Source organism: Streptomyces sp. NPDC008121 (genome assembly GCF_042957155.1).
Classification (GTDB): Bacteria; Actinomycetota; Actinomycetes; order Streptomycetales; family Streptomycetaceae; genus Streptomyces.
This window is the reverse complement of record NZ_JBIBHT010000005.1, coordinates 401,221-421,138: the sequence shown is the minus strand read 5'-3', so window position 1 is coordinate 421,138 and position 19,918 is coordinate 401,221. Positions and strand designations below refer to the sequence as shown.

General features: G+C 73.3%; 18 protein-coding genes. 11 read left to right on the top strand and 7 right to left on the bottom strand.

Translation table 11 applies throughout. The annotated features are described in order from the left end of the window. The first annotated feature begins 8 nt into the window (after nt 1-8). The 4 genes from pelF (at nt 9) to ACFZBD_RS19470 (ending at nt 4,580) form a co-directional block, all read left to right on the top strand. A complete protein-coding gene (gene pelF, locus ACFZBD_RS19485) occupies nt 9-1,529 on the top strand; it encodes a GT4 family glycosyltransferase PelF (RefSeq protein ID WP_391140822.1) in 1,521 nt (506 codons plus the stop codon). After that, on the top strand, nt 1,526-3,043 hold the full coding sequence (locus ACFZBD_RS19480; RefSeq protein ID WP_391140821.1) for a hypothetical protein: 1,518 nt from the start codon (nt 1,526-1,528) through the stop codon (nt 3,041-3,043). Before pelF ends, ACFZBD_RS19480 begins: the two co-directional genes overlap by 4 nt. A gap of 113 nt (nt 3,044-3,156) precedes the next feature. Beyond that, complete coding sequence (locus ACFZBD_RS19475) at nt 3,157-3,786, top strand: spherulation-specific family 4 protein (RefSeq protein ID WP_391140820.1); 630 nt, start codon at nt 3,157-3,159, stop codon at nt 3,784-3,786. Next, nucleotides 3,783-4,580: an endo alpha-1,4 polygalactosaminidase gene (locus ACFZBD_RS19470; RefSeq protein WP_391140819.1), complete on the top strand. Its 798-nt coding sequence runs from the start codon at nt 3,783-3,785 to the stop codon at nt 4,578-4,580. The genes ACFZBD_RS19475 and ACFZBD_RS19470 overlap by 4 nt, the downstream gene beginning before the upstream one ends. A 31-nt stretch (nt 4,581-4,611) precedes the next feature. Here ACFZBD_RS19470 and cobS read toward each other — a convergent pair whose 3' ends face one another. Then, nucleotides 4,612-5,382: an adenosylcobinamide-GDP ribazoletransferase gene (gene cobS / locus ACFZBD_RS19465; RefSeq protein ID WP_391140818.1), complete on the bottom strand. Its 771-nt coding sequence runs from the start codon at nt 5,380-5,382 to the stop codon at nt 4,612-4,614. 76 nt (nt 5,383-5,458) lie between these two features. On the opposite strand from cobS, the gene ACFZBD_RS19460 reads away from it, so the two are divergent. Then, nucleotides 5,459-6,226 (top strand): hypothetical protein, encoded by a 768-nt coding sequence (locus ACFZBD_RS19460; protein ID WP_391140817.1) that lies wholly within the window; start codon nt 5,459-5,461, stop codon nt 6,224-6,226. Here ACFZBD_RS19460 and ACFZBD_RS19455 read toward each other — a convergent pair. The 4 genes from ACFZBD_RS19455 to ACFZBD_RS19440 form a co-directional block, all read right to left on the bottom strand. Further along, nucleotides 6,166-6,876, bottom strand: coding sequence for a hypothetical protein (locus tag ACFZBD_RS19455; RefSeq protein ID WP_391140816.1), 711 nt, complete (start codon nt 6,874-6,876; stop codon nt 6,166-6,168). The genes ACFZBD_RS19460 and ACFZBD_RS19455 overlap by 61 nt on opposite strands. Further along, nucleotides 6,873-8,633 carry a phosphatidylglycerol lysyltransferase domain-containing protein gene (locus ACFZBD_RS19450; RefSeq protein ID WP_391140815.1) on the bottom strand — a complete coding sequence of 587 codons (1,761 nt, stop codon included), beginning with the start codon at nt 8,631-8,633 and terminating at the stop codon, nt 6,873-6,875. The genes ACFZBD_RS19455 and ACFZBD_RS19450 overlap by 4 nt, the downstream gene beginning before the upstream one ends. Nucleotides 8,634-8,730: 97 nt before the next feature. Further along, complete coding sequence (gene cobT, locus ACFZBD_RS19445; RefSeq protein ID WP_391140814.1) at nt 8,731-9,819, bottom strand: nicotinate-nucleotide--dimethylbenzimidazole phosphoribosyltransferase; 1,089 nt, start codon at nt 9,817-9,819, stop codon at nt 8,731-8,733. A gap of 44 nt (nt 9,820-9,863) precedes the next feature. Beyond that, nucleotides 9,864-11,063 carry a bifunctional adenosylcobinamide kinase/adenosylcobinamide-phosphate guanylyltransferase gene (locus tag ACFZBD_RS19440; protein WP_391140813.1) on the bottom strand — a complete coding sequence of 400 codons (1,200 nt, stop codon included), beginning with the start codon at nt 11,061-11,063 and terminating at the stop codon, nt 9,864-9,866. 90 nt (nt 11,064-11,153) lie between these two features. Here ACFZBD_RS19440 and ACFZBD_RS19435 point away from each other — a divergent pair, with 90 nt between their 5' ends. Then, complete coding sequence (locus tag ACFZBD_RS19435) at nt 11,154-11,360, top strand: hypothetical protein (protein ID WP_391140812.1); 207 nt, start codon at nt 11,154-11,156, stop codon at nt 11,358-11,360. Nucleotides 11,361-11,562: 202 nt separating this feature from the next. On the opposite strand, the gene ACFZBD_RS19430 is transcribed toward ACFZBD_RS19435, so the two are convergent. Both ACFZBD_RS19430 and ACFZBD_RS19425 read right to left on the bottom strand, forming a co-directional pair. Continuing rightward, nucleotides 11,563-12,285: a methyltransferase domain-containing protein gene (locus ACFZBD_RS19430; protein ID WP_391141214.1), complete on the bottom strand. Its 723-nt coding sequence runs from the start codon at nt 12,283-12,285 to the stop codon at nt 11,563-11,565. Between the two features lie 89 nt (nt 12,286-12,374). Further along, on the bottom strand, nt 12,375-12,971 hold the full coding sequence (locus tag ACFZBD_RS19425) for a DUF3043 domain-containing protein (protein WP_391140811.1): 597 nt from the start codon (nt 12,969-12,971) through the stop codon (nt 12,375-12,377). Nucleotides 12,972-13,243: 272 nt separating this feature from the next. On the opposite strand from ACFZBD_RS19425, the gene ACFZBD_RS19420 reads away from it, so the two are divergent. From ACFZBD_RS19420 to ACFZBD_RS19400, 5 genes are all read left to right on the top strand, one after another. Next, nucleotides 13,244-14,041: a PspA/IM30 family protein gene (locus ACFZBD_RS19420; protein ID WP_391140810.1), complete on the top strand. Its 798-nt coding sequence runs from the start codon at nt 13,244-13,246 to the stop codon at nt 14,039-14,041. A gap of 47 nt (nt 14,042-14,088) precedes the next feature. Further along, entirely contained in the window at nt 14,089-14,367 is a 279-nt protein-coding gene (locus tag ACFZBD_RS19415; RefSeq protein WP_391140809.1) for a hypothetical protein, read from the top strand. A gap of 260 nt (nt 14,368-14,627) precedes the next feature. Beyond that, nucleotides 14,628-15,893, top strand: coding sequence for a histidine kinase (locus ACFZBD_RS19410; protein WP_391140808.1), 1,266 nt, complete (start codon nt 14,628-14,630; stop codon nt 15,891-15,893). Next, a complete protein-coding gene (locus ACFZBD_RS19405) occupies nt 15,890-16,582 on the top strand; it encodes a response regulator (protein ID WP_391140807.1) in 693 nt (230 codons plus the stop codon). The genes ACFZBD_RS19410 and ACFZBD_RS19405 overlap by 4 nt, the downstream gene beginning before the upstream one ends. A gap of 166 nt (nt 16,583-16,748) precedes the next feature. After that, nucleotides 16,749-19,904, top strand: a complete 3,156-nt coding sequence (locus ACFZBD_RS19400; protein WP_391140806.1) for an efflux RND transporter permease subunit — start codon at nt 16,749-16,751, stop codon at nt 19,902-19,904. Nucleotides 19,905-19,918: the final 14 nt, after the last annotated feature.

Sequence of the window (19,918 nt, the reverse complement as noted above, 5' to 3'; positions counted from 1 at the left end):
GAACGCACATGCCGAGCAGTGGCCGTCACGTCACCATGCTCACCGAAGGCACCTATCCGCACGTCCACGGGGGAGTGAGCACCTGGTGCGACCAGCTCGTCCGGGGCATGCCCGAGGTCGACTTCGCCGTCCTCGCGCTCACCGGCAGCGGACGCGAACCGGTCACCTGGGAGTTGCCGCCCAACCTCTACCGCCACACCTCGTTCCCCCTGTGGGGGGCCGCCCCGGGGCCGGCTCACGGCCGGCCCCCGCGGGGGCGTGCGGGCCGCCGCTTCCTGGAGACGTACGAACGCTTCCTGCTGTCGGTCCTCGACCCCGGCGCCGGCCACGACTTCGGCGAGGGTCTCTACGCCCTGGCCGGACTCGCCCGGCGCGGGCAGCTCACCGCCGCCCTGCGCTCCGAGCGGGTGCTGCGCGCGCTGATGCGGATCTGGACCCTGCCGCACCTGCCGACCGCCGCCGCCCGCCCCACCGTGCACGACGCGCTGACCGCCACCGACCTGCTGGAGCACGCCCTCCGGCCGCTCGCCGCCCGGATAGCCGACGGCAGCGTCGCGCACGCCGTCTCCAGCGGACTCGCCACGCTGCCGGCCCTCGCCGCCCAGCACTTCGAAGGAGCGCCCTTCCTGCTCACCGAACACGGCATCTACCTGCGCGAGCGCTACCTCGGCTACCGCACCGAAGCCCAACGCTGGCCGGTCAAGGCCCTGATGCTCGGCTTCTACCGCGAGCTCAACTCGCTCGGCTACCGCAAGGCCGACCTCATCACCCCCTGCAACCAGTACAACCGGCGCTGGGAGGAGCGCGGCGGCGCCCCCGCCGACCGCATCCGGACCGTCTACAACGGCGTCGACCCGGCCGCCTTCCCCTACGCCGGCCCCGAACCCGAGGTCCCCACGCTCAGCTGGGCGGGCCGGGTCGACCCCATCAAGGACCTGGAGACGCTGATCCGGGCGTACGCGATCACCCGCGCCGAACTCCCGGAACTGCGCCTGCGGTTGTTCGGCCCGGTGCCTGCCGGGGGCGAGGACTACCGCACCCGCCTGGAGAAGCTCGCCGCCGAACTCGGGGTGACCGACGGGATCACCTTCGAGGGCCGGGTCTCGGACGTGGCCGGCGCGTACGCGGCGGGCAGCGTCGTGATGCTCTCCTCGATCAGCGAGGGGTTCCCCTTCTCGCTGATCGAGGCGATGTCCTGCGGCCGGGCGACGGTGTCGACGGACGTGGGCGGGGTGCGGGAGGCGGTCGGCGACACCGGCCTCGTCGTCCCGCCGCGCGAGCCCGCGGTGATGGCCGCGGCCGTCACCGAACTGCTGCGCGACGGCGCACGGCGGGCGGAGCTGGGGCGCCGGGCACGCCAGCGGGTCGTGGACCGCTTCACCCTGCACCGCTCCGTCGACGGCTTCCGGCAGATCTACCTCGAACTCGCCGGACAGCCCGTCAGCCCGCTCCCCGACCCGGGAGACTGGACCGTCCGCCTCACCGACCCCTGGCGGCAGGACCTCGTCGGGGGAGGCTCGCTGTCATGAGCGGTTCCCTCTGGCTGACGAACGGCACGATGCGGGACACCCTTCCGGTGATACCCCGTCAGCGGCCGTACGGCTCCCTGGCCACCGACGCGCCCGACGGAGGCACCGCCGAGCCCGCGGGCGGCGACCCGGGGGCGCCGGACCCGGCGCCCGACCACGCGGCCTGCGTCCGCACGGACACCAGCCGCGCGGTCGGCACCGAGCGGATCGCCGCCGACCCGCTCGACGAACTCGCCCACCGCCTGGACACGTTGGCGGCCGCCGCCGTCCACCCTGACGAGATAGCCGCCATACTCGAATCCGACGGCATGACGGACGACCACATCCGTCTCACCTACGGCCGCGCCGACTCCTTCACCCTCGCCGAGGACCTCTACGCCCGCGTCGAACGGCGCCACCCCGCCCCCGAGGCCCCGCCCGCCGCACCCTGGCACACCGGTCTCGCCGGCTGCCTCCTGCGCGGGCTGGTCTTCGCCCTGCCCGGCCTCGCCTACGTCCTCGGGGCGCCGTTCCTGGCCGGACCGCGCGGCCCCTACGGCCTCCCCGCCGGAACGATCCCGCTGCTCGCCGGAGCCGTCACCGGCTGGGTGTGGAACCAGGCGCTGGCGCACCGCGCGTACTCCTGGCTCGGCCTCGGCGACCGGCGGGCCGCCGCCCGCGCGCTGCTCCTCGGCGCACCGGCGGGCGCCCTCGCCGGCACGGCCGTCGCCTGCGCGGCCGCCGGGCCGGGGGAGTGGCACGCCGCCCTGTTCGCCGCCGGCCAGGCGTGCTACCTCGCCGCCGCGACCGTCCTGCTCGTCCTCGGCCGCGAACGCGCCCTGCTCTGCGCGCTGCTGCCGCTGACCGGAGCCCTCCCCGCCTTCCGGTACGACCTGCCGGACGCGCTGCGCACCGGGCTGCTGCTCGCCGCGCTCACCGCGAGCGTCGTCTTCGCCGCGCTCGTCCTGCGGCCCGGCGCCCGGCCGGGCGCACGCGGCACCGCGGGCCCCCGGATCACGGCCTCCCTGCCGTACGGCCTCTTCGGCCTCGGCACCGGTCTGCTCGTGCTGTGGACGGCGGACCCGGCGGCCGTCGTCGCGCTGACCCTCTCCATGGGGCCGGCGGAGTGGCTGCTGCACCGCTTCCGCAGCGCCGGCGCGGCACGGCTCAAGGCCCTCACCACCGCCCGGGAGTTCCGTCGCGCCACGGCCCGCGTCCTCGCCCGCTGCCTCGGCGGCTACCTCGCCGTCCTCCTCGCCCTCACCGTCACCTGCGCCCTGCTCCGGCCCGAGGCCCCCGCACCGGGCGCCGCCCGGCTCCTCGCGCTGCTCCTCGTCGGCGTCGTGCTCTGGCTGGGGCTGCTGCTCCAGGCCTTCGGCGCGGTCCGCGGCGCCGCCGCGGTATGCCTGCTCGCGGCGGGGGCACAGATTCTGGTACCGGCCGAGGGACGCCCCGCGATCGTCGCGGGAGCGGCGGCCGTCCTCGCGGTCCTGACCTGTGCTCTGCTCATACGACCCACCGCCCACCGCGTCTAGGGCGTGTTTCGGAAGTAGCGTCGTCCGCCCGCAGCCAGACGGGACCTTCGACACACGCCCTCCGGGGGGCGCCGCGACCCCGGCACGATCGATGACGCCCCCTGGAGAGCGCCTTGGACCGCCCTGTGACCTGCTCCCTTCTGGTCCCCTTCTACGAACACCCGGCCGACCGCCCGGACGCCTGGGCCTCGGTGATCGAGGCGGCGCCGTCGCTCTACGGCGTCGTACTCAACCCCGCCGACGGCGCCGGCGAGGCCCCCGACCCGGCGTTCGCCGCCGTCGCCGGGCGGCTCCGAGACGCCGGGGTGCGGGTGCTCGGCTACACCGACACCGCCTACGGCCGCCGCCCGCACGGCGAGGTCGTCGCCGAACTCCTGCGCCACCGCGACTGGTACGGCGCCGACGGGGCCTTCCTCGACCAGGTGCCGACCGACCCGGAGGGCCTGGCCCACTACGGCCGCCTCGGCGTCGCCGCGCGGGCCGCCGGGGCCCGGACGCTGGTCCTCAACCACGGCGCCCACCCCGACCGGGGCTACGCCGACATCGCCGACCTGCTGGTCACCTTCGAGGGCCCCTGGGACCTCTACCGCACGCTCGACCTGCCCGTCGCCGACCACTACTGCCACCTCGTCTACGCCGCCCCGCCGGACGCCCTGCCGACGACCCGCGTCCACTGCGCGGTCCCGGGCGCCGGCGCCCACCCGTGGGGCACGCTCCCGCACCCCCTGCGGGCGGCGCGGTGAGGCGCCCGCTCCTGCTCCTCGCCGCCCTGCTGCTCCTGGTGACGGCCTGTACGAGCGCACGGGACGACGCCGGTCCGGACGACGGCCGCCCGTCCGCCCGTTGGCAGCCGAAGCCCGGCCTCGCCTGGCAGTGGCAGCTCAGCGGCCGCCTCGACCCGTCCGTGGACGTCCCCGTCTACGACATCGACGGCTTCGACCACCCGGCGGCCACGGTGGCGGATCTGCACGCGCGCGGCCGGAAGGTGATCTGCTACCTCTCCACCGGCGCCTGGGAGGACTTCCGGCCCGACGCGTCGAAGTTCCCCGCCTCCCTGCTCGGCGAGGGCAACGGCTGGCAGGGCGAGCGCTGGCTCGACATCCGCCGCACGGACCTCCTCGGGCCCCTCATGGCCGAACGCCTCGACATGTGCCGCGCGAAGGGCTTCGACGCGGTCGAACCCGACAACATGGACGGCTACCGGAACCGCACCGGCTTCCCCCTCACCGCCGCCGACCAGCTCCGCTACAACCGTCTCATCGCCGGACTGGCCCACGACCGGGGCCTGTCGGTGGGCCTGAAGAACGACCTGGACCAGATCCCCGAACTGCTGCCGGACTTCGACTTCGCGGTCAACGAACAGTGCGCGCAGTACGACGAGTGCGACCTGCTGACCCCGTTCGTGAAGGCGGGCAAGGCGGTCTTCCACGTCGAATACGAACTCGACACCCCCGCCTTCTGTCCCCGGGCCCGCACCCTCGGCCTCAGTTCGATGCGCAAGGAGTACGACCTGGGGGTGTGGCGCAAACCCTGCTGACGGCGCGTCCGGTACGGCTCGTCCGGCCCGGTCAGTGGGGGCCGAGCGTCAGCCCCACCAGCGCCACCGTCGCCGCGGTCTCCTCCACCGCCCCGAACACGTCCCCGGTCACCCCTCCGAACCTCCGTACGCACCGCCGCAGCAGCCAGGCCGCCGCCGCCAGCGCCGCCCCCGCCGCGAGGACGTGACGGAGGGCGTCGTACGGCGAGAAGAGGGCGCCGGAGGCCGCGCAGGCCAGCAGCACCAGGGCGGTGAGCAGCGTGACCGGGCGGGGCGGGACTGTGGAGGCGACCATCGCGCCCAGCCCCTCCGGGCGGGCCGCCGGTATGCCGGTGCGGGAGGCGTGGGTGAGGGCGAGGCGGGCGACGGTCGCGGCGAGGGCGGCGGCCACCGTGCCGTACGCCCAGCCCTCCTCGTACAGCCGGTACAAGGCCGCGACCTGGGCGAACAGGACGAAGAGCAGGGTGATCACACCGAACGGGCCGATGTCCGACTGCTTCATGATCCGCAGCGCGTCCTCGGCCGGCTTCGCGCTGCCCAACCCGTCCGCCGTGTCCGCGAGCCCGTCCAGGTGCAGGCCGCGGGTCATCACCGCGGGCACCGCCGCCGTGACCACGGCCGCGAGCAGCGGGCCCGAGCCGAGCAGCAGGAGCGCACCGCCGAGCGCGGCGGAGAAGAGGCCGACGACGAGGCCGGCGAGCGGGGCCCAGAGCATGCCGGCGCGCGCCGTGTCCCGGTCCCAGCGGGTGATGCGGGTGGGGAGCACGGTGAGGGTGCCGAAGGCGAAACGCAGGCCGTCCATCCGGGCAGGGTAAGCCAGAGCCCGGCAGTATAAGTTCCGCAGTACGGGCATATCGCGCATACCGGAAGCAGGTGGCATGGGTCACTGGTTCTACCGCAACTTCGTCGAGCCAGGGAAGCTCCCGCTGCTCATCGCCCTTTTCTCCTTCGTGGTGACCTTCCTGGTCACGCGGATGATCGTGCGCATGATCCGGGCGGGGAAGGGCCCGTTCGGCAATGTGCAGTCCGCGGGCGGGCTGCACATCCACCATGTCGTGCCCGGGGTCGTCCTCACCGTCGTCGGCGGCTTCGGCGCGGTCGCCAGCGGCCGGGAGGGGGTCACCGCGTGTGTCTTCGCCGCGGTCTTCGGGATCGGCGCGGGACTCGTCCTGGACGAGTTCGCGCTCATCCTCCACCTCGACGACGTCTACTGGAGCGATCAGGGCCGCAAGAGCGTCGAGGTCGTCGTCCTCACGGCCGCCCTGGTCATGCTGGTCCTCGGCGGCTTCTCGCCGTTCGGCGTCAACGAACTCACCCCCGGCGAACGCCAGAACCGGGCCGCCTTCATCCTCACCCTGCTGGGGAACTTCCTCTTCGTCCTGGTCGCGCTGGTGAAGGGGAAGTTCCGGCTGGCGGTGCTCGGGACCCTGGTGCCGTTCGTCGCGGTCGTCGGGGCGATCCGCCTGGCCCGCCCCGGCTCCTGGTGGTCCCGTCACTTCTACCGCCGGCGGCACCGGGCCCGGGCCCGCTCCCGGCTGCGCACCTACCGCCACGACCGGCGCTGGGACAAGGTGCGGCGCAAGGCTCAGGATCTGATCGGCGGTTTCCAGGAGCGGGTCCCGGGGCGGGGCTCCGACCCGTCCTGACGGCCCTCCCGCCAGGCGGCGCACGCGACGAGCACGAGGACGGCCGCGATCGCCGCCAGGTGCTCCTTGCCCGCGAGATTGTTCTTGACCAGCACCTCCACCACCATGGCGACGACCACGAGCGCCCCGGTCCACCAGGCGCGGTAGCGCCAGCAGACGAAGACGGCGAGCCCGACCACGGCCGCCGACGGGCCGGTGTCGACGACCCGCGCGTCGGAGGCCGGCAGCCCCAGCGGGGAGTCCGGGCCGAGGGCGATGCCGATCCGCGCGTACAGCGTCCCGGCCAGCGTGGCGGTGTAGGCGAGGACGAGCGTCCGCCACCGCCCCAGACAGATCTCGGCGATCCCGAAGACCAACAGGATCTGCGCCAGGGCCCCCCACACCGGCAGGTCGAGCGCCGGGACGAAGAGCGAGAGGGGGGTACGGAGCAGGGCGAGCCCCAGCGGGTCCTCGGCCCGCACCGAACCGATGTCCTGCACCGGCTGATAGCCCCAGCCCTGGTTCTGCACCAGTTGGAACAGGGCCGTGAGGCACACGGCGGCCAGGGTCATCGGGACGGCCCGCCACCCCTTCGCGGCGAGCGCCGTCCGTACGGTGGTGAAGAGGGGCCCCCACTCGCGGCGGGCGAAGCCCTTGAGACCGGGGCTCACCGTCTGCCCTCCAGATGGGTGCGGTGGAGCCACTTCGGCAGGCCGGGGGCCTCCAGGAACCCCTCGGCGCGGCCCGCGGCGAGGCCGATGCGCAGCAGATCGGCGCTCTTCTCGAAGAGCATGAAGCGGGGCTCCCAGATCGGTCGGTACTTGGCGTTTGCGCGGTACAGCGACTCGATCTGCCACCAGCGGGAGAAGAAGCTGAGCAGCGAACGCCACATCCGCAGCACGGGTCCCGCCCCGAGCCTCGAGCCACGTTCGAAGACGGAACGGAACATCGCGAAGTTCAGCGAGACCTGGGTGATCCCGATCTCCCCGGAGCGCTGGAGGAGTTCGATGACCATGAACTCCATCAGGCCGTTCTCGGCGTCCCGGTCGCGGCGCATCAGGTCCAGCGAGAGGCCCTCGGGGCCCCACGGCACGAAGGAGAGCACCGCCCGCAGCTCTCCGGCGCCGTCGGTGCACTCGAGCATCACGCACCGGCCGTCGCGCGGATCGCCGAGCCGGCCGAGCGCCATCGAGAAGCCCCGCTCGGTGGCGCCGTCGCGCCAGTCGTCGGCCTTGCGGAGCAGCTCGTCCATCTCGTCGGCCGGGATGTCCTCGTGGCGCCGGATCCGGACCTCGTACCCGGCCCGCTTGACCCGGTTGAAGGCCTGCCGCACGGTCCGCATGGCCCGGCCGTCCAGGGTGAACTCGGCGGTGTCCACGATCGCCTCGTCGCCCAGCTCCAGCGCGTCCAGGCCGTGCCGGGCGTAGATGGTGCCGGCCTCCTCGCTCGCGCCCATGACGGCCGGGATCCAGCCGTGCTCGCGGGCCTCGGCCAGCCACGGCTCGATGGCGCCGGGCCAGGCCTCCGGGTCGCCGATCGGGTCGCCCGAGGCGAGCGAGACCCCGCCGACGACCCGGTAGACGACGGCGGCCTTCGCGCTGGGCGACCAGACGACGCTCTTCTCGCGGCGCAGCGCGAAGTAGCCGAGCGAGTCGCGGTCGCCGTTCCGGTCGAGCAGGGCGCGCAGCCTGTCCTCGTCGGCCTCGGTGAGCGGATCGACGGCGCGGCGCGAACGGAAGGCGGCGAAGAGCACGGCGAACAGCAGCAGCGTGGACAGGACGTTGATGGTGACGTCGACCCAGCCGGGCGGAGCGATCCCCTCGAAGCGGGAGTCGTCGGAGGCCAGAGTGACGAGCCGCATCACGCCGTACCGCCAGCGCTCCAGGAAGCTGGAGCCGGCGGACGAGGTGTCGGTGACGGTGACCAGGACCGCGGCCAGCAGCGAGGTCACCAGGAGCCCGCCGACCGCCACGACGGCGGCAAGCAGCGGGTTGGACCGGTCGCCCTTGGCGTAGAACTCCTTGCGGCCGAGCAGCAGCGCGAGGACGAAGGCGGCGGTCAGGACCAGCGAGACCCAGTTCTGCGCGTGCCGCCGGATCTCCGGGAAGACCATCGCGAGGGCGAAGAGCAGCAGGAAGAGGCCGCTGAGCACGGTGTTGAGGATCCAGGCGGCCCGTTTGCGGCGGCGCATGGTGATCGCCAGGAAGAGCGTGAAGGCGCCCGAGGCGAAGCCCGCCGTCAGCAGGTACGGAGTGAAGTAGTCGTCCGTGTTGTGCCGGCGGAGGTCCTGGCCGAGCGAGACCCAGACGGCGCTCAGGAAGTTGACGAACGTGACGGCGCGCAGATACCAGACGGCGAACGCGGCAGCGCGCCGCGATCGGGCGGTTCCCCCGGGCGCTCCTTCGATGGACAAACGGACCTCTCCCATGAAAAGCGATCATATGGGGCATCGCTCGTCATGGTCGGTCGCCGGACGCGGCCGTCCGCGCGTGGCGGACGGCCGCGTCCGGTGTCGTGATCGGCCGTCAGTTCCCGTCGTCCGCGGCGAACTCCGCGGGCTGGTCCGGAATGGTCGGTTCCGGCTGCTCGGGCAGCTCGGCGGCCAGTGCGGCCGCTGCCTGGACGAGGGGAAGAGCGAGCAACGCCCCGGTTCCCTCGCCCACAGTGACGCCGTGGTCGAGCAGAGGGTTGAGCGCCATCCGGTCCAGCGCCTTGGCCTGCGCCGGCTCCCCGCTCACCTGCCCCGCGAGCCACCAGTCAGGAGCCCGGAACGCCGCCCGCTGCGCCACCAGCGCACAGGCCGCGCCCACCACACCGTCCAGGATCACCGGCATCCGCCGCACCGCGCTCTGCAGCAGGAACCCGGTCATCGCCGCCAGGTCCGCACCGCCCACCGCGGCCAGCAGCTCCACCTGGTCGCCCAGGACCGGCCGCGCCCGCCGCAGCGAGTCCCGCACCGCCGCGCACTTGCGCATCCACGCCAGATCGTCGATGCCCGCGCCGCCCCGGCCGGTGACCACCGAGGCGTCCGTACCGCACAGCGCCGCGATCAGCGTGGCCGCCGGGGTCGTCCCGCCCACGCTCAGATCCCCGAGGACCACCAGGTCCGTGCCCGAGTCGGCCTCCTCGTCGGCGATCGCGACACCCAGCGCGACGGCCGCGGCCGCCTCCTCGGAGGTCAGCGCGTTCTCGACGTCGGTCCGGCCGCTGCCGCGCCGCACCCGATGCCGCACCACCTCGGCCGGCAGCAGCTCCGGGTCGCAGTCAAGCGCCGCGTCCACCACCCGCACCGGCACGCCGGCCCGGCGGGCCAGCACCGCCACCGGGCTCGCACCGTCGAGCACCGCGCGCACCAGCTCGTACGCGGTCCCGGCCGGACGGCCCGACACCCCGAGCGAGGCCACCCCGTGATCGCCCGCGAAGAGCACCACCCGCGGCTGCTCGATCGCCCGCACCGTCACCGAACCCTGCGCCGCCGACAGCCACTCGCCCAGCTCGTCGAGCCGGCCGAGCGCGCCGGGAGGCACGATCAGCCGCTCCCTGCGCTCCTCGGCGTCACGCCGTATCCCCCCGTCGGGGCGCTCGATCAGATCGGAGAAGTCGTCCAGGTTCAAGGCTCTTCCTCGTGACGTCGGCGGTGGCCATCGGTGATCGCACCCTACCCGCGCAGCACCAGGGCCTGTCCCGCGACGACGAGGAGCACCTGCTCGCACTCGTCCGCGACGGCGGCGTTCAACCGGCCCAGCTCGTCCCGGAACCGGCGCCCCGACGCCGTCGCCGGCACGACGCCCGAGCCGACCTCGTTGGTCACGGCCACGACCGTACGGGAGGTCGCCCGCACCGCCGCCACCAGCGCGTCGATCCCCTCGCGCAGCTCCCGCTGCCCGCCGCGCGCCCACCGCTCGTCGTCCCACGCCCCCGACCGGTCCATGGCGTCCGTCAGCCACAGCGACAGACAGTCGACCAGCAGCGGAGGACCGTCCGCCGCCAGGAGCGGTACGAGATCGCAGGTCTCCGCCGTCCGCCAGGTGCCCGGCCGCCGCTCCCGGTGCAGGTTCACCCGCTGCGCCCACTCCGGGTCGCCCTCCCGCCTCCCGCCGGTCGCCACGTACAGCACGTCGGGGAACGACTCCAGACGCCGCTCCGCCTCGACCGACTTGCCCGAGCGGGCCCCGCCGGTCACCAGCGTGCGGCGCGGCACCTCGGGCAGCGGGTGGTACTCGCCGACGTACAGCGTCGTCCCGTCCGCCACCGCCCGCGCCCCGGCCGCGGCGAGCCGCCGGTCCAGCTCCGCGCCCTGGGGCACGTCGTGGTCCAGATGCACGGCGACGACCTCGGTACGCGCCGCCACCGCCCCGGTCGCCCGCAGCCGGGCCAGCGCGTCGGGCCGGCCGACGACGTCCGCGATGACGATGTCGTACGGCGATCCGTGGTCCGGCAGGCCGGCGGGGGCGCCGCCGGGCGGCAGATAGAGCAGCCGCTCGCCGTCGAGGGAGGTCACCTCGTACCCCGTGCCGGGGGAGTCCATCGGCACCGCCCGCACCCGGTGCCCGCTGATGAGCGTCAACTCCCGTCCGTCCGGCACCCTCCCCGCGGCGGGCAGCCCGGCCGGCACCTCCACGGCCGGCCCGTCGTGCGGATGCGTCAGCAGCACCTGCCGTACGCCGACCAGCGAGTGCCCGGACCGGGCGGCGGCCAGCGCGGCCCCCGGCGTCAAGTCGAGCAGCAGCGCCCCGTCCACGAGCAGCGCGGTGGCCGCCCGCGCCAGCGGGCCTCGGGCGGTCGCGCACACGGCGCAGGGGCAGTCGGGGCGGGGCAGCCCGAGGGGGGCGCCGGTGCCGAGCAGAGTCAGTTCCACCCCTTGATCCTCCCGCGTCACCCCGAAGGGTGCGCGCCCGGCTACGCTGCGGGCAGGAAACCGATCATCCGGTGAGCCCAGGAGGCGGACATGGCATGGACGTGGCGGTTCGAGAAGTCCGACGGCACGGAGGTCCAGCCGGCGGTGGCGCCGGAGGAGTTCACGACCCAGGGGGACGCCGAATCCTGGATCGGTGAGTTCTGGAAGGACCTCCTGGAGGGCGGCGCGGACCAGGTCACCCTCTCCGAGGACGGCACGAAGATCTACGGCCCGATGCCCCTGAACGCGGAGGGCTGAGGCGCCCGGCAGAGGGGGTGCGGTGGCGAAGGCCCCGCACCCCTGACGGGCCGGGGCCGTACGAGAGCCCCTGCGGGCCGGGCCGTACGGGAGCCACCGGCCCCCAGCCCCGGCGGCTCGGGGGGCCTAGCCCCGGAGGCCGGTGCCCCGCCCGGCGGCTCGCGCCCGGGGCCCGCGGCGGGGCATGGCGCCGGAGGCCGCTCTAGCCCCGGACCCCGCACAGGTGCAGCAGCGCCGCGACGCGGCGGTAGGGGTCCGTGCGGCCCGCCCGGTCCTCCGCGGTGAGGAGGCGGTCCAGCTCCTCCGCGGCCGGCAGGCCCACGTCGCCGGGCACGCCGTCGGTGAAGACCCGCACGCCGTACCAGGCGTGCAGCGGCGCCGCGATCCCGGCGAGCGTCGACGTCAGCGCGTCGAGCCGGTCGGCGCGCACCTTCAGCCCGTTGTCGTCCGTGTAGACGTCCGTCTCGAAACCGGACAGCGCGCCCGCCCAGTCCCCGGCCAGCCCCGGCCGCATGGCCAGCGCCTCGGCGTTCCGTACGACCAGGGACAGCAGGCCCCCGGGCGCCAGCATCCGGGCCAGGCCCGCGAGGAGCGCGTCCGGTTCGTCCGCGTACATCAGCACGCCGTGGCAGAGCACGACGTCGAAGCTGCCCGGCAGGAAGTGCACCCCGGTCTCGCGGCCGTCGCCCTCGATCAGCCGGACCCGCTCACGGATCCCGGCCGGCTCGGTCGCCAGCGCCTCACGGGCCGCCTTGAGCAGCTCCGGATCGGCCTCCAGGCCGGTCACGGTGTGTCCGGCCCTGGCCAGACGCAGTGCCTGCACGCCCTGTCCCATGCCCGCGTCGAGGATCCGCAGCCGCTGCCCCACGGGGTAGCGGCTGGCTATCTGCTCGTCCAGCTGGCGCGCGATCAGCTCCTGCCGCACGGTCTCGCGCAGACCCCCGTGGCCGAGCGGCCACGGGGAGACGACGGGCAGCAGCGCGCTGCCCACGGCGGAGCCGGAGCCTTCGCCGCTCAGGGCCGCTCTCCGCGCTTGACCTGCGGCTTCGGCAGCCGCAGTCGGCGCATCTGGAGCGTGCGCATCAGGCCGTACGCCACCGCGCCGCGCTTGGGCTCGTTCGGGAAGCGCTCGTTCAGCTGCTTCTTCAACCGCAGCCAGATGCCGATCGAGTCGATGACGATCATCACGATCACACCGAGCCAGAGCAGCAGGGAGATGTTCTGCAGCGACGGGATCCGGATCATCGACAGGACGAGGATCACCACGGCCATCGGGAGGAAGAACTCCGCGATGGCGAAGCGCGAGTCGACGAAGTCGCGCACGAAGCGGCGGACCGGGCCCTTGTCCCGGACCGGCAGATAGCGCTCGTCACCGCTGGCCAGCGCCTCGCGCTGACGAGCCAGGTCGGAGCGGCGGGCTTCGCGCTGGCGCTTGGCGGCCTCCTTGCGGTCGGTCGGCACCGTCGCGGCACGACGGCGCTGGGTCTGCGCGTCGCTCCGCTTCGGAGTCGGGCGGCCCTTGGGGGCCTGCGGGTCGCGGGGCTGCGTGGAGAGGTCCGCCGTCACCTGATCGGTGGGGGCCTTCTCTTCCTTGGAACGGCTACGGAACACAAAACCCAAGGGTACGTGGTGGGAAGCATGGACCCCAGCCCCGCCGGGAACGATCCGCTAACAGCCCGCGTCTGTGGAGGTACGTACGGACGACATGCGCGGGTCTCCCCTGAGATCCGTCTACTCCCTGGGCTGGAGGGGACCCGCCCGCAGTCGTCCTTGGGGAGGAGCACATCCGGCCCCGAACAGTGCGGTAATGGAGACAGGGACCGTACTGTGGATCCTGTTGGAGTGCTTGAGCCGAGTCCGTCAGAAGGGGGCGCGCGAAGCCCATGAGCGGTGTCATGAAGCGTATGGGGATGATCTTCCGCGCGAAGGCAAACAAGGCCCTTGACCGGGCCGAGGATCCGCGCGAGACCCTCGATTACTCCTACCAGAAGCAGCTGGAGCTGCTGCAGAAGGTCCGCCGGGGTGTCGCCGATGTGGCGACCTCCCGCAAGCGCCTCGAACTGCAGCTGAACCAGCTCCAGGGCCAGTCCGCCAAGCTGGAGGACCAGGGCCGCAAGGCGCTGGCGCTCGGCCGCGAGGACCTGGCCCGCGAGGCGCTGTCCCGGCGGGCGGCGCTCCAGCAGCAGGTGAGCGACCTCGAGGTGCAGCACCAGACGCTGCAGGGCGAGGAGGAGAAGCTCACGCTGGCCGCGCAGCGGCTGCAGGCGAAGGTCGACGCCTTCCGCACGAAGAAGGAGACCATCAAGGCGACCTACACGGCGGCGCAGGCGCAGACCCGGATCGCCGAGTCGTTCTCCGGCATCTCCGAGGAGATGAGCGACGTCGGCGTGGCGATCCAGCGCGCCGAGGACAAGACCGCCCAGCTCCAGGCCCGGGCCGGCGCGATCGACGAGCTGCTCGCCTCCGGCGCGCTCGACGACCAGTCGGGTCTGGCGAAGGACGACATCCAGGCGGAGCTGGACCGGCTGTCCGGCGGCACGGACGTCGAGCTGGAGCTCCAGCGCATGAAGGCGGAGCTCGCGGGAGGCCCCTCGGCCTCGAAGCAGGCCATCGAGGGCGGCGCCGGCGCGGCCGCCCCGCAGGACCAGCAGCAGTCGCACCCCCGCTTCGACAAGCAGTGACGAGTCGGGACCGAACGAGCCCCTCGAGCCCTTAAGGATGGCGCGTCATGATCGTACGGATCATGGGGGAGGGCCAGTGGCGACTGGCCGACAGCCACTTCGCCGAGCTGAACAAGCTCGACGACGAGCTGATGGCCGAGATGGAGTCGGGTGACGGTGCCGGCTTCCGCCGCACCCTCTCCGCTCTCCTCGACGCGGTGCGCACCCTCGGCGAGCCCCTCGCCGACGAGGCGCTGGAGCCGTCGGAGCTGATCCTGCCGTCTCCGGACGCGACCCTCGAAGAGGTGCGCGAGATGCTCTCCGACGACGGCCTGATCCCGGGCTGAGCGCGGACGGACGCGTGTACGGACCGGTCCCGCCCGGTCCGTACGGGACGGGCGGCCCGGCCCTGGCCGGACTCACGGACGGTCCCGCCTCGGCCCTTCGCCCGGACGCGTCCCGGTCCTTCGCCTGGACGCGCCTCGGCCCTTCGCCCGGACGCGCCCCGGTCCACACCCGGACCTGCTCGCACCCCGACACCCTCCGGTGCCCCGTCCCGTCCAGGGGCGGGGCACCGGTGCGTCTCCACCCCGTACCGTTGCCCGATGTGACCTCCCTCGACAGCGGCTTCTCGCGCGGCCGGCGCCGACTGCGGGCGCGCCTTGCCCCCGGCTTCGTCCGGGGGCACCCGCACCTGGCCTCGCTCGCCTTCGACGCCGGCCTCGCCCTCGCCGTACTGGTCTGCATGGTCGTCGGCTCCCTGGCCGACCCGCACGGCAGCCCCAACGGCCCCACCTTCGGCGACCGCACCCCCGACACCACCAGCGTCCTGATCATGGTCCTCGGCGCCGCCGCCCTGGTCCTGCGCCGCCGCGCCCCCCTCCCCGTGCTGGCCTTCACCAGCGCCGTCACCCTCGTCGAACTGGTCACCGACGACACTCCGGCCCCCGTCGCCATGTCCGCCGTCGTCGCGCTCTTCACCGTCGCCGCCCGGACCGACCGTCCCACCACCTGGCGCGTCGGTCTCGCCACCATGGCCGCACTGACCTGCGCCGCCATGCTCTTCGGGCCGACGCCCTGGTACGCCCAGGAGAACCTGGGCCTCTTCGCCTGGACCGGCATGGCCGCCGCGGCCGGGGACGCCGTCCGCAGCCGGCGCGCCTTCGTCGACGCCATCCGCGAGCGCGCCGAACGCGCGGAGCGGACCCGGGAGGAGGAGGCCGGGCGCCGGGTCGCCGAGGAACGCCTCCGGATCGCCCGCGACCTCCACGACGTCGTCGCCCACCACATCGCGCTGGTCAACGTCCAGGCCGGGGTCGCCGCCCACGTCATGGACCGACGGCCCGACCAGGCCAAGGAAGCGCTCGCCCACGTCCGCGACGCCAGCCGCTCCGCCCTCAACGAACTGCGCGCCACCGTCGGCCTGCTCCGCCAGTCCGGCGACCCGGAGGCCCCCACCGAGCCCGCCCCGGGTCTGGCCGTCCTCGACGAACTCCTCGACACGTTCCGGCACGCCGGCCTGCCGGTCGAGCTGGCCAGGACCGACGACGGCGACGCCCTCCCCTCGGCCGTCGACCTCGCCGCGTACCGCATCATCCAGGAGGCCCTGACCAACGTGCGCAAGCACGCGGGCCCGGACGCCAAGGCCGAGGTGAGCGTCGTGCGCGTCGGACGGACCGTCGAGGTCACCGTCCTCGACAACGGCACGCCCCAGCCCGCGGCCGCCGCGGACACCGGCGGCCACGGCCTGCTCGGCATGCGGGAGCGGGTCATCGCCCTCGGCGGCACCCTGACCGCCGCACCCCGCTACGGCGGCGGGTTCCGCGTCCAGGCGATACTGCCCACCACGGCCCGTACGGGGGAGGACACATGACGATCCGGGTGCTGCTCGCCGACGACCAGGCCCTGCTCCGCAGCGCGTTCCGGGTGCTGGTGGACTCCGAGCCGGACATGGAGGTCGTGGGGGAGGCCGCCGACGGCGCCGCGGCCGTCGCCCTCGCGCGCTCCGAGCGGGCGGACGTCGTCCTGATGGACATCCGGATGCCCGGCACGGACGGCCTCGCCGCCACCCGCCTGATCACCGCCGACCCGGAACTCTCCGCCGTACGGATCGTCATGCTGACCACCTTCGAGGTGGACGAGTACGTCGTACGGTCGCTGCGCGCCGGCGCCTCCGGCTTCCTCGGCAAGGGGGCCGAGCCGGAAGAGCTCCTCAACGCGATCCGGATCGCCGCCGCCGGCGAGGCCCTGCTCTCGCCCGTCGCGACCAAGGGGCTGATCGCCCGGTTCCTCGCGCAGGGCGGGAGCGCGGGCCCGGAGGACGGCGAGGAGCCGGCCTCGCACGCCGAGCGGCTGGGCGCCCTGACCACCCGCGAGCGCGAGGTGCTCGTCCAGGTCGCCGGCGGCCACTCCAACGACGAGATCGCCGAACGCCTCGACGTCAGCCCCCTCACGGTCAAGACGCATGTCAACCGGACCATGGCCAAACTCGGCGCCCGCGACCGGGCCCAGCTGGTGGTCACGGCGTACGAGTCGGGCCTGGTACGTCCAAGGGTGGAGTGAGGGAGTACCCCGGCGTACTCCAGGCGCGGTATGCGCGGCATAAGGATCTGGCCCCCGGGGGCGAGGAGCCGGCGGCTCTCATGGCCGATCGTATAAGCGGGCCTCCCTCAAGGCCCGTCGGCCGTCACGCACCGAACCGCCGAGCACGCCACAGAAGAGAGACCCCATGTCCTGGCTGTCCAGATTCAGCCTCGCGCAACGGGCCCTGATAGGGCTGATGTCCATCGTCGCGATCGTCTTCGGGGCGATCGCGATACCGCAGCTGAAGCAGCAGCTGCTGCCCTCGATCGAACTGCCGATGGTCTCGGTCCTGGCCCCGTACCAGGGCGCCTCCCCCGACGTGGTCGAGAAGCAGGTCGTCGAACCGCTCGAGAGCACGATCAAGGCCGTCGACGGCGTCACGGGCATCACGTCCACCGCCTCCGAGGGCAACGCCGTCATCATGGCGACCTTCGACTACGGCGACGAGGGCACCAAGCAGCTCGTCGCCGACGTTCAGCAGGCCGTGAACCGGGCGCGCGTGGCGCTGCCCGACGGTGTGGACCCGCAGGTCGTCGCCGGTTCCACCGACGACATCCCGACCGTCGTGCTCGCCGTCACCTCCGACAAGGACCAGCAGGCGCTCGCCGACCAGCTGGACCGGACCGTCGTCCCCGCCCTCGAGGACATCGACGGCGTCGGCCAGGTCTCCGTCGACGGCGTCCAGGACCTGCAGGTCTCGGTCACCCCCGACACCGCCAAGCTCGCCGCAGCCGGACTCGACGCCGGCAAGCTCGTCGAGGCCATCCGCTCGGGCGGCGGCACGGTCCCGGCCGGCTCGTTCGCCGAGGACGGCAAGAGCCGTACGGTCCAGGTCGGCGGCGGCTTCACCTCGCTGCAGCAGCTCCAGGACCTGCGCGTCAAGCCCGCGAAGAGCAAGGCCGTGCGCCTCGCCGACGTGGCCGAGGTGAAGCAGGAGGAGGCGACCCGCGCCTCCATCACCCGCACCAACGGCAAGCCGAGCCTCGCCGTGATGGCCACCATGGACAACGACGGCAGCGCCGTCGCCATCTCCGACGCCGTCAAGGAGAAGCTGCCCGACCTGCGCAAGGACCTCGGCGCGGGCGCCGAGCTGACCGTCGTCTCCGACCAGGGCCCCGCCGTCTCCAAGTCGATCTCCGGTCTGACCACGGAGGGCGCGCTCGGCCTCGTCATGGCCGTTCTGGTGATCCTGGTCTTCCTCGCCTCGATCCGTTCCACCCTGGTCACCGCGGTCTCCATCCCGCTCTCGGTCGTCCTCGCCCTGATCGTGCTGTGGACCCGTGACCTCTCGCTCAACATGCTGACCCTGGGCGCCCTCACCATCGCTATCGGCCGGGTCGTCGACGACTCGATCGTGGTGCTGGAGAACATCAAGCGGCACCTCGGCTACGGCGAGGAGCGCGAGGCGGCGATCATCACCGCGGTCCGCGAGGTCGCGGGCGCGGTGACCTCCTCCACGCTCACCACGGTCGCGGTCTTCCTGCCGATCGGTCTGGTCGGCGGCATGGTCGGCGAGCTCTTCGGCTCCTTCAGCCTGACGGTCACCGCGGCCCTGCTGGCCTCGCTCCTGGTCTCGCTGACGGTGGTCCCGGTCCTCTCGTTCTGGTTCCTGCGCGCCCCCAAGGGCACGTCGGAGGACCCGGACGAGGCCCGGCGCCTCGCGGAGGAGAAGGAGAGCAGGAGCCGGCTCCAGCGCCTGTACGTCCCGGTCCTGCGGTTCGCGACCCGGCGCCGCCTCACCAGCGTGGCGATCGCGATCGTCGTGCTGCTCGGCACCTTCGGCATGGCCCCGCTCCTGAAGACGAACTTCTTCGACCAGGGCGAGCAGGAGGTCATGAGCATCAAGCAGGAGCTGGCTCCGGGCACCAGCCTCGCGGCGGCCGACGAGGCCGCGAAGAAGGTCGAGCAGGTCGTCGCCTCCACAGACGGGGTGAAGGACTACCAGGTCACCGTCGGCTCCTCGGGCTTCATGGCCGCCTTCGGCGGTGGCACGGGCGCCAACCAGGCCTCGTACCAGCTGACGCTGGAGGACTCGGCCTCGTACGAGAAGACCCGGGACGCGATCGACGCGGCGCTGGCGAAGCTCGACGGCATCGGCGACACCACGATCGCGGCCGGCGACGGCTTCGGCAGCCAGGACCTGAGCGTGGTCGTCAAGGCCGCCGACGCGGACACCCTGAAGAAGGCCTCCGAGGCCGTCAAGGCCGAGGTCGCCACGCTCGACGACGTCACCGACGTCCAGAGCGACCTGTCGCAGTCGGTGCCGCGGATCTCGGTCAAGGCCAACGCCAAGGCGGCGGAGCTCGGCTTCGACGACACCACCCTCGGCATGGCCGTCGCGCAGGCGGTCCGGGGCACCCCGGCGGGCAAGGCGATCCTGAACGACACCGAGCGGGACATCGTCCTGACCTCGGCGAAGCCGGCCACCACGATGGCGAGCCTGAAGGCCCTGCCGCTCGGGCCGGTCAAGCTCGGCGACATCGCCGACGTGAAGCTCGTCCCCGGTCCGGTCGCGATGACCCGGATCGACGGGGCGCGCGCCGCGACGATCACGGCCAAGCCGGTCGGTGACAACACCGGTGCGGTGAGCCTCGACCTCCAGACGAAGATCGACGCGCTCGACCTGCCGGAGGGCGCGACCGCCTCCATCGGTGGTCTCTCCGAGGACCAGTCCGACGCGCAGACCAACCTGGCCCTGGCCATGCTCGCGGCGATCGCGATCGTCTTCATGCTCCTGGTCGCGACCTTCCGGTCGCTGATCCAGCCGCTGATCCTGCTGGTCTCCATCCCCTTCGCGGCGACCGGCGCGATCGGTCTGCTGGTGGTCACCGGCACCGCGATGGGCGTCCCGGCGATGATCGGCATGCTGATGCTGATCGGCATCGTGGTCACCAACGCGATCGTCCTGATCGACCTGATCAACCAGTACCGCGCCCAGGGCCTGGGCGTCGTCGAGGCGGTCGTCGAGGGCGGCCGGCACCGGCTGCGCCCCATCCTGATGACGGCCCTGGCGACGATCTTCGCGCTGCTGCCGATGGCGCTCGGCATCACGGGCGAGGGCGGCTTCATCGCCCAGCCGCTCGCGGTGGTCGTGATCGGCGGTCTGATCACCTCGACGCTGCTGACCCTGCTGCTCGTCCCGACGCTCTACGCGATGGTCGAACTCCGCAAGGAGCGCCGCGCGAAGAAGAAGGCGGCGAAGAAGGCGAAGCGGGAGGGCTCCTCGGGCGACCCCGAGCAGCCCGACGTGACCCCCGGCGACGCGACCCTGCTGGACGCGCTGGACCGGCTGGACATCTGACGCCGTGCGGTACG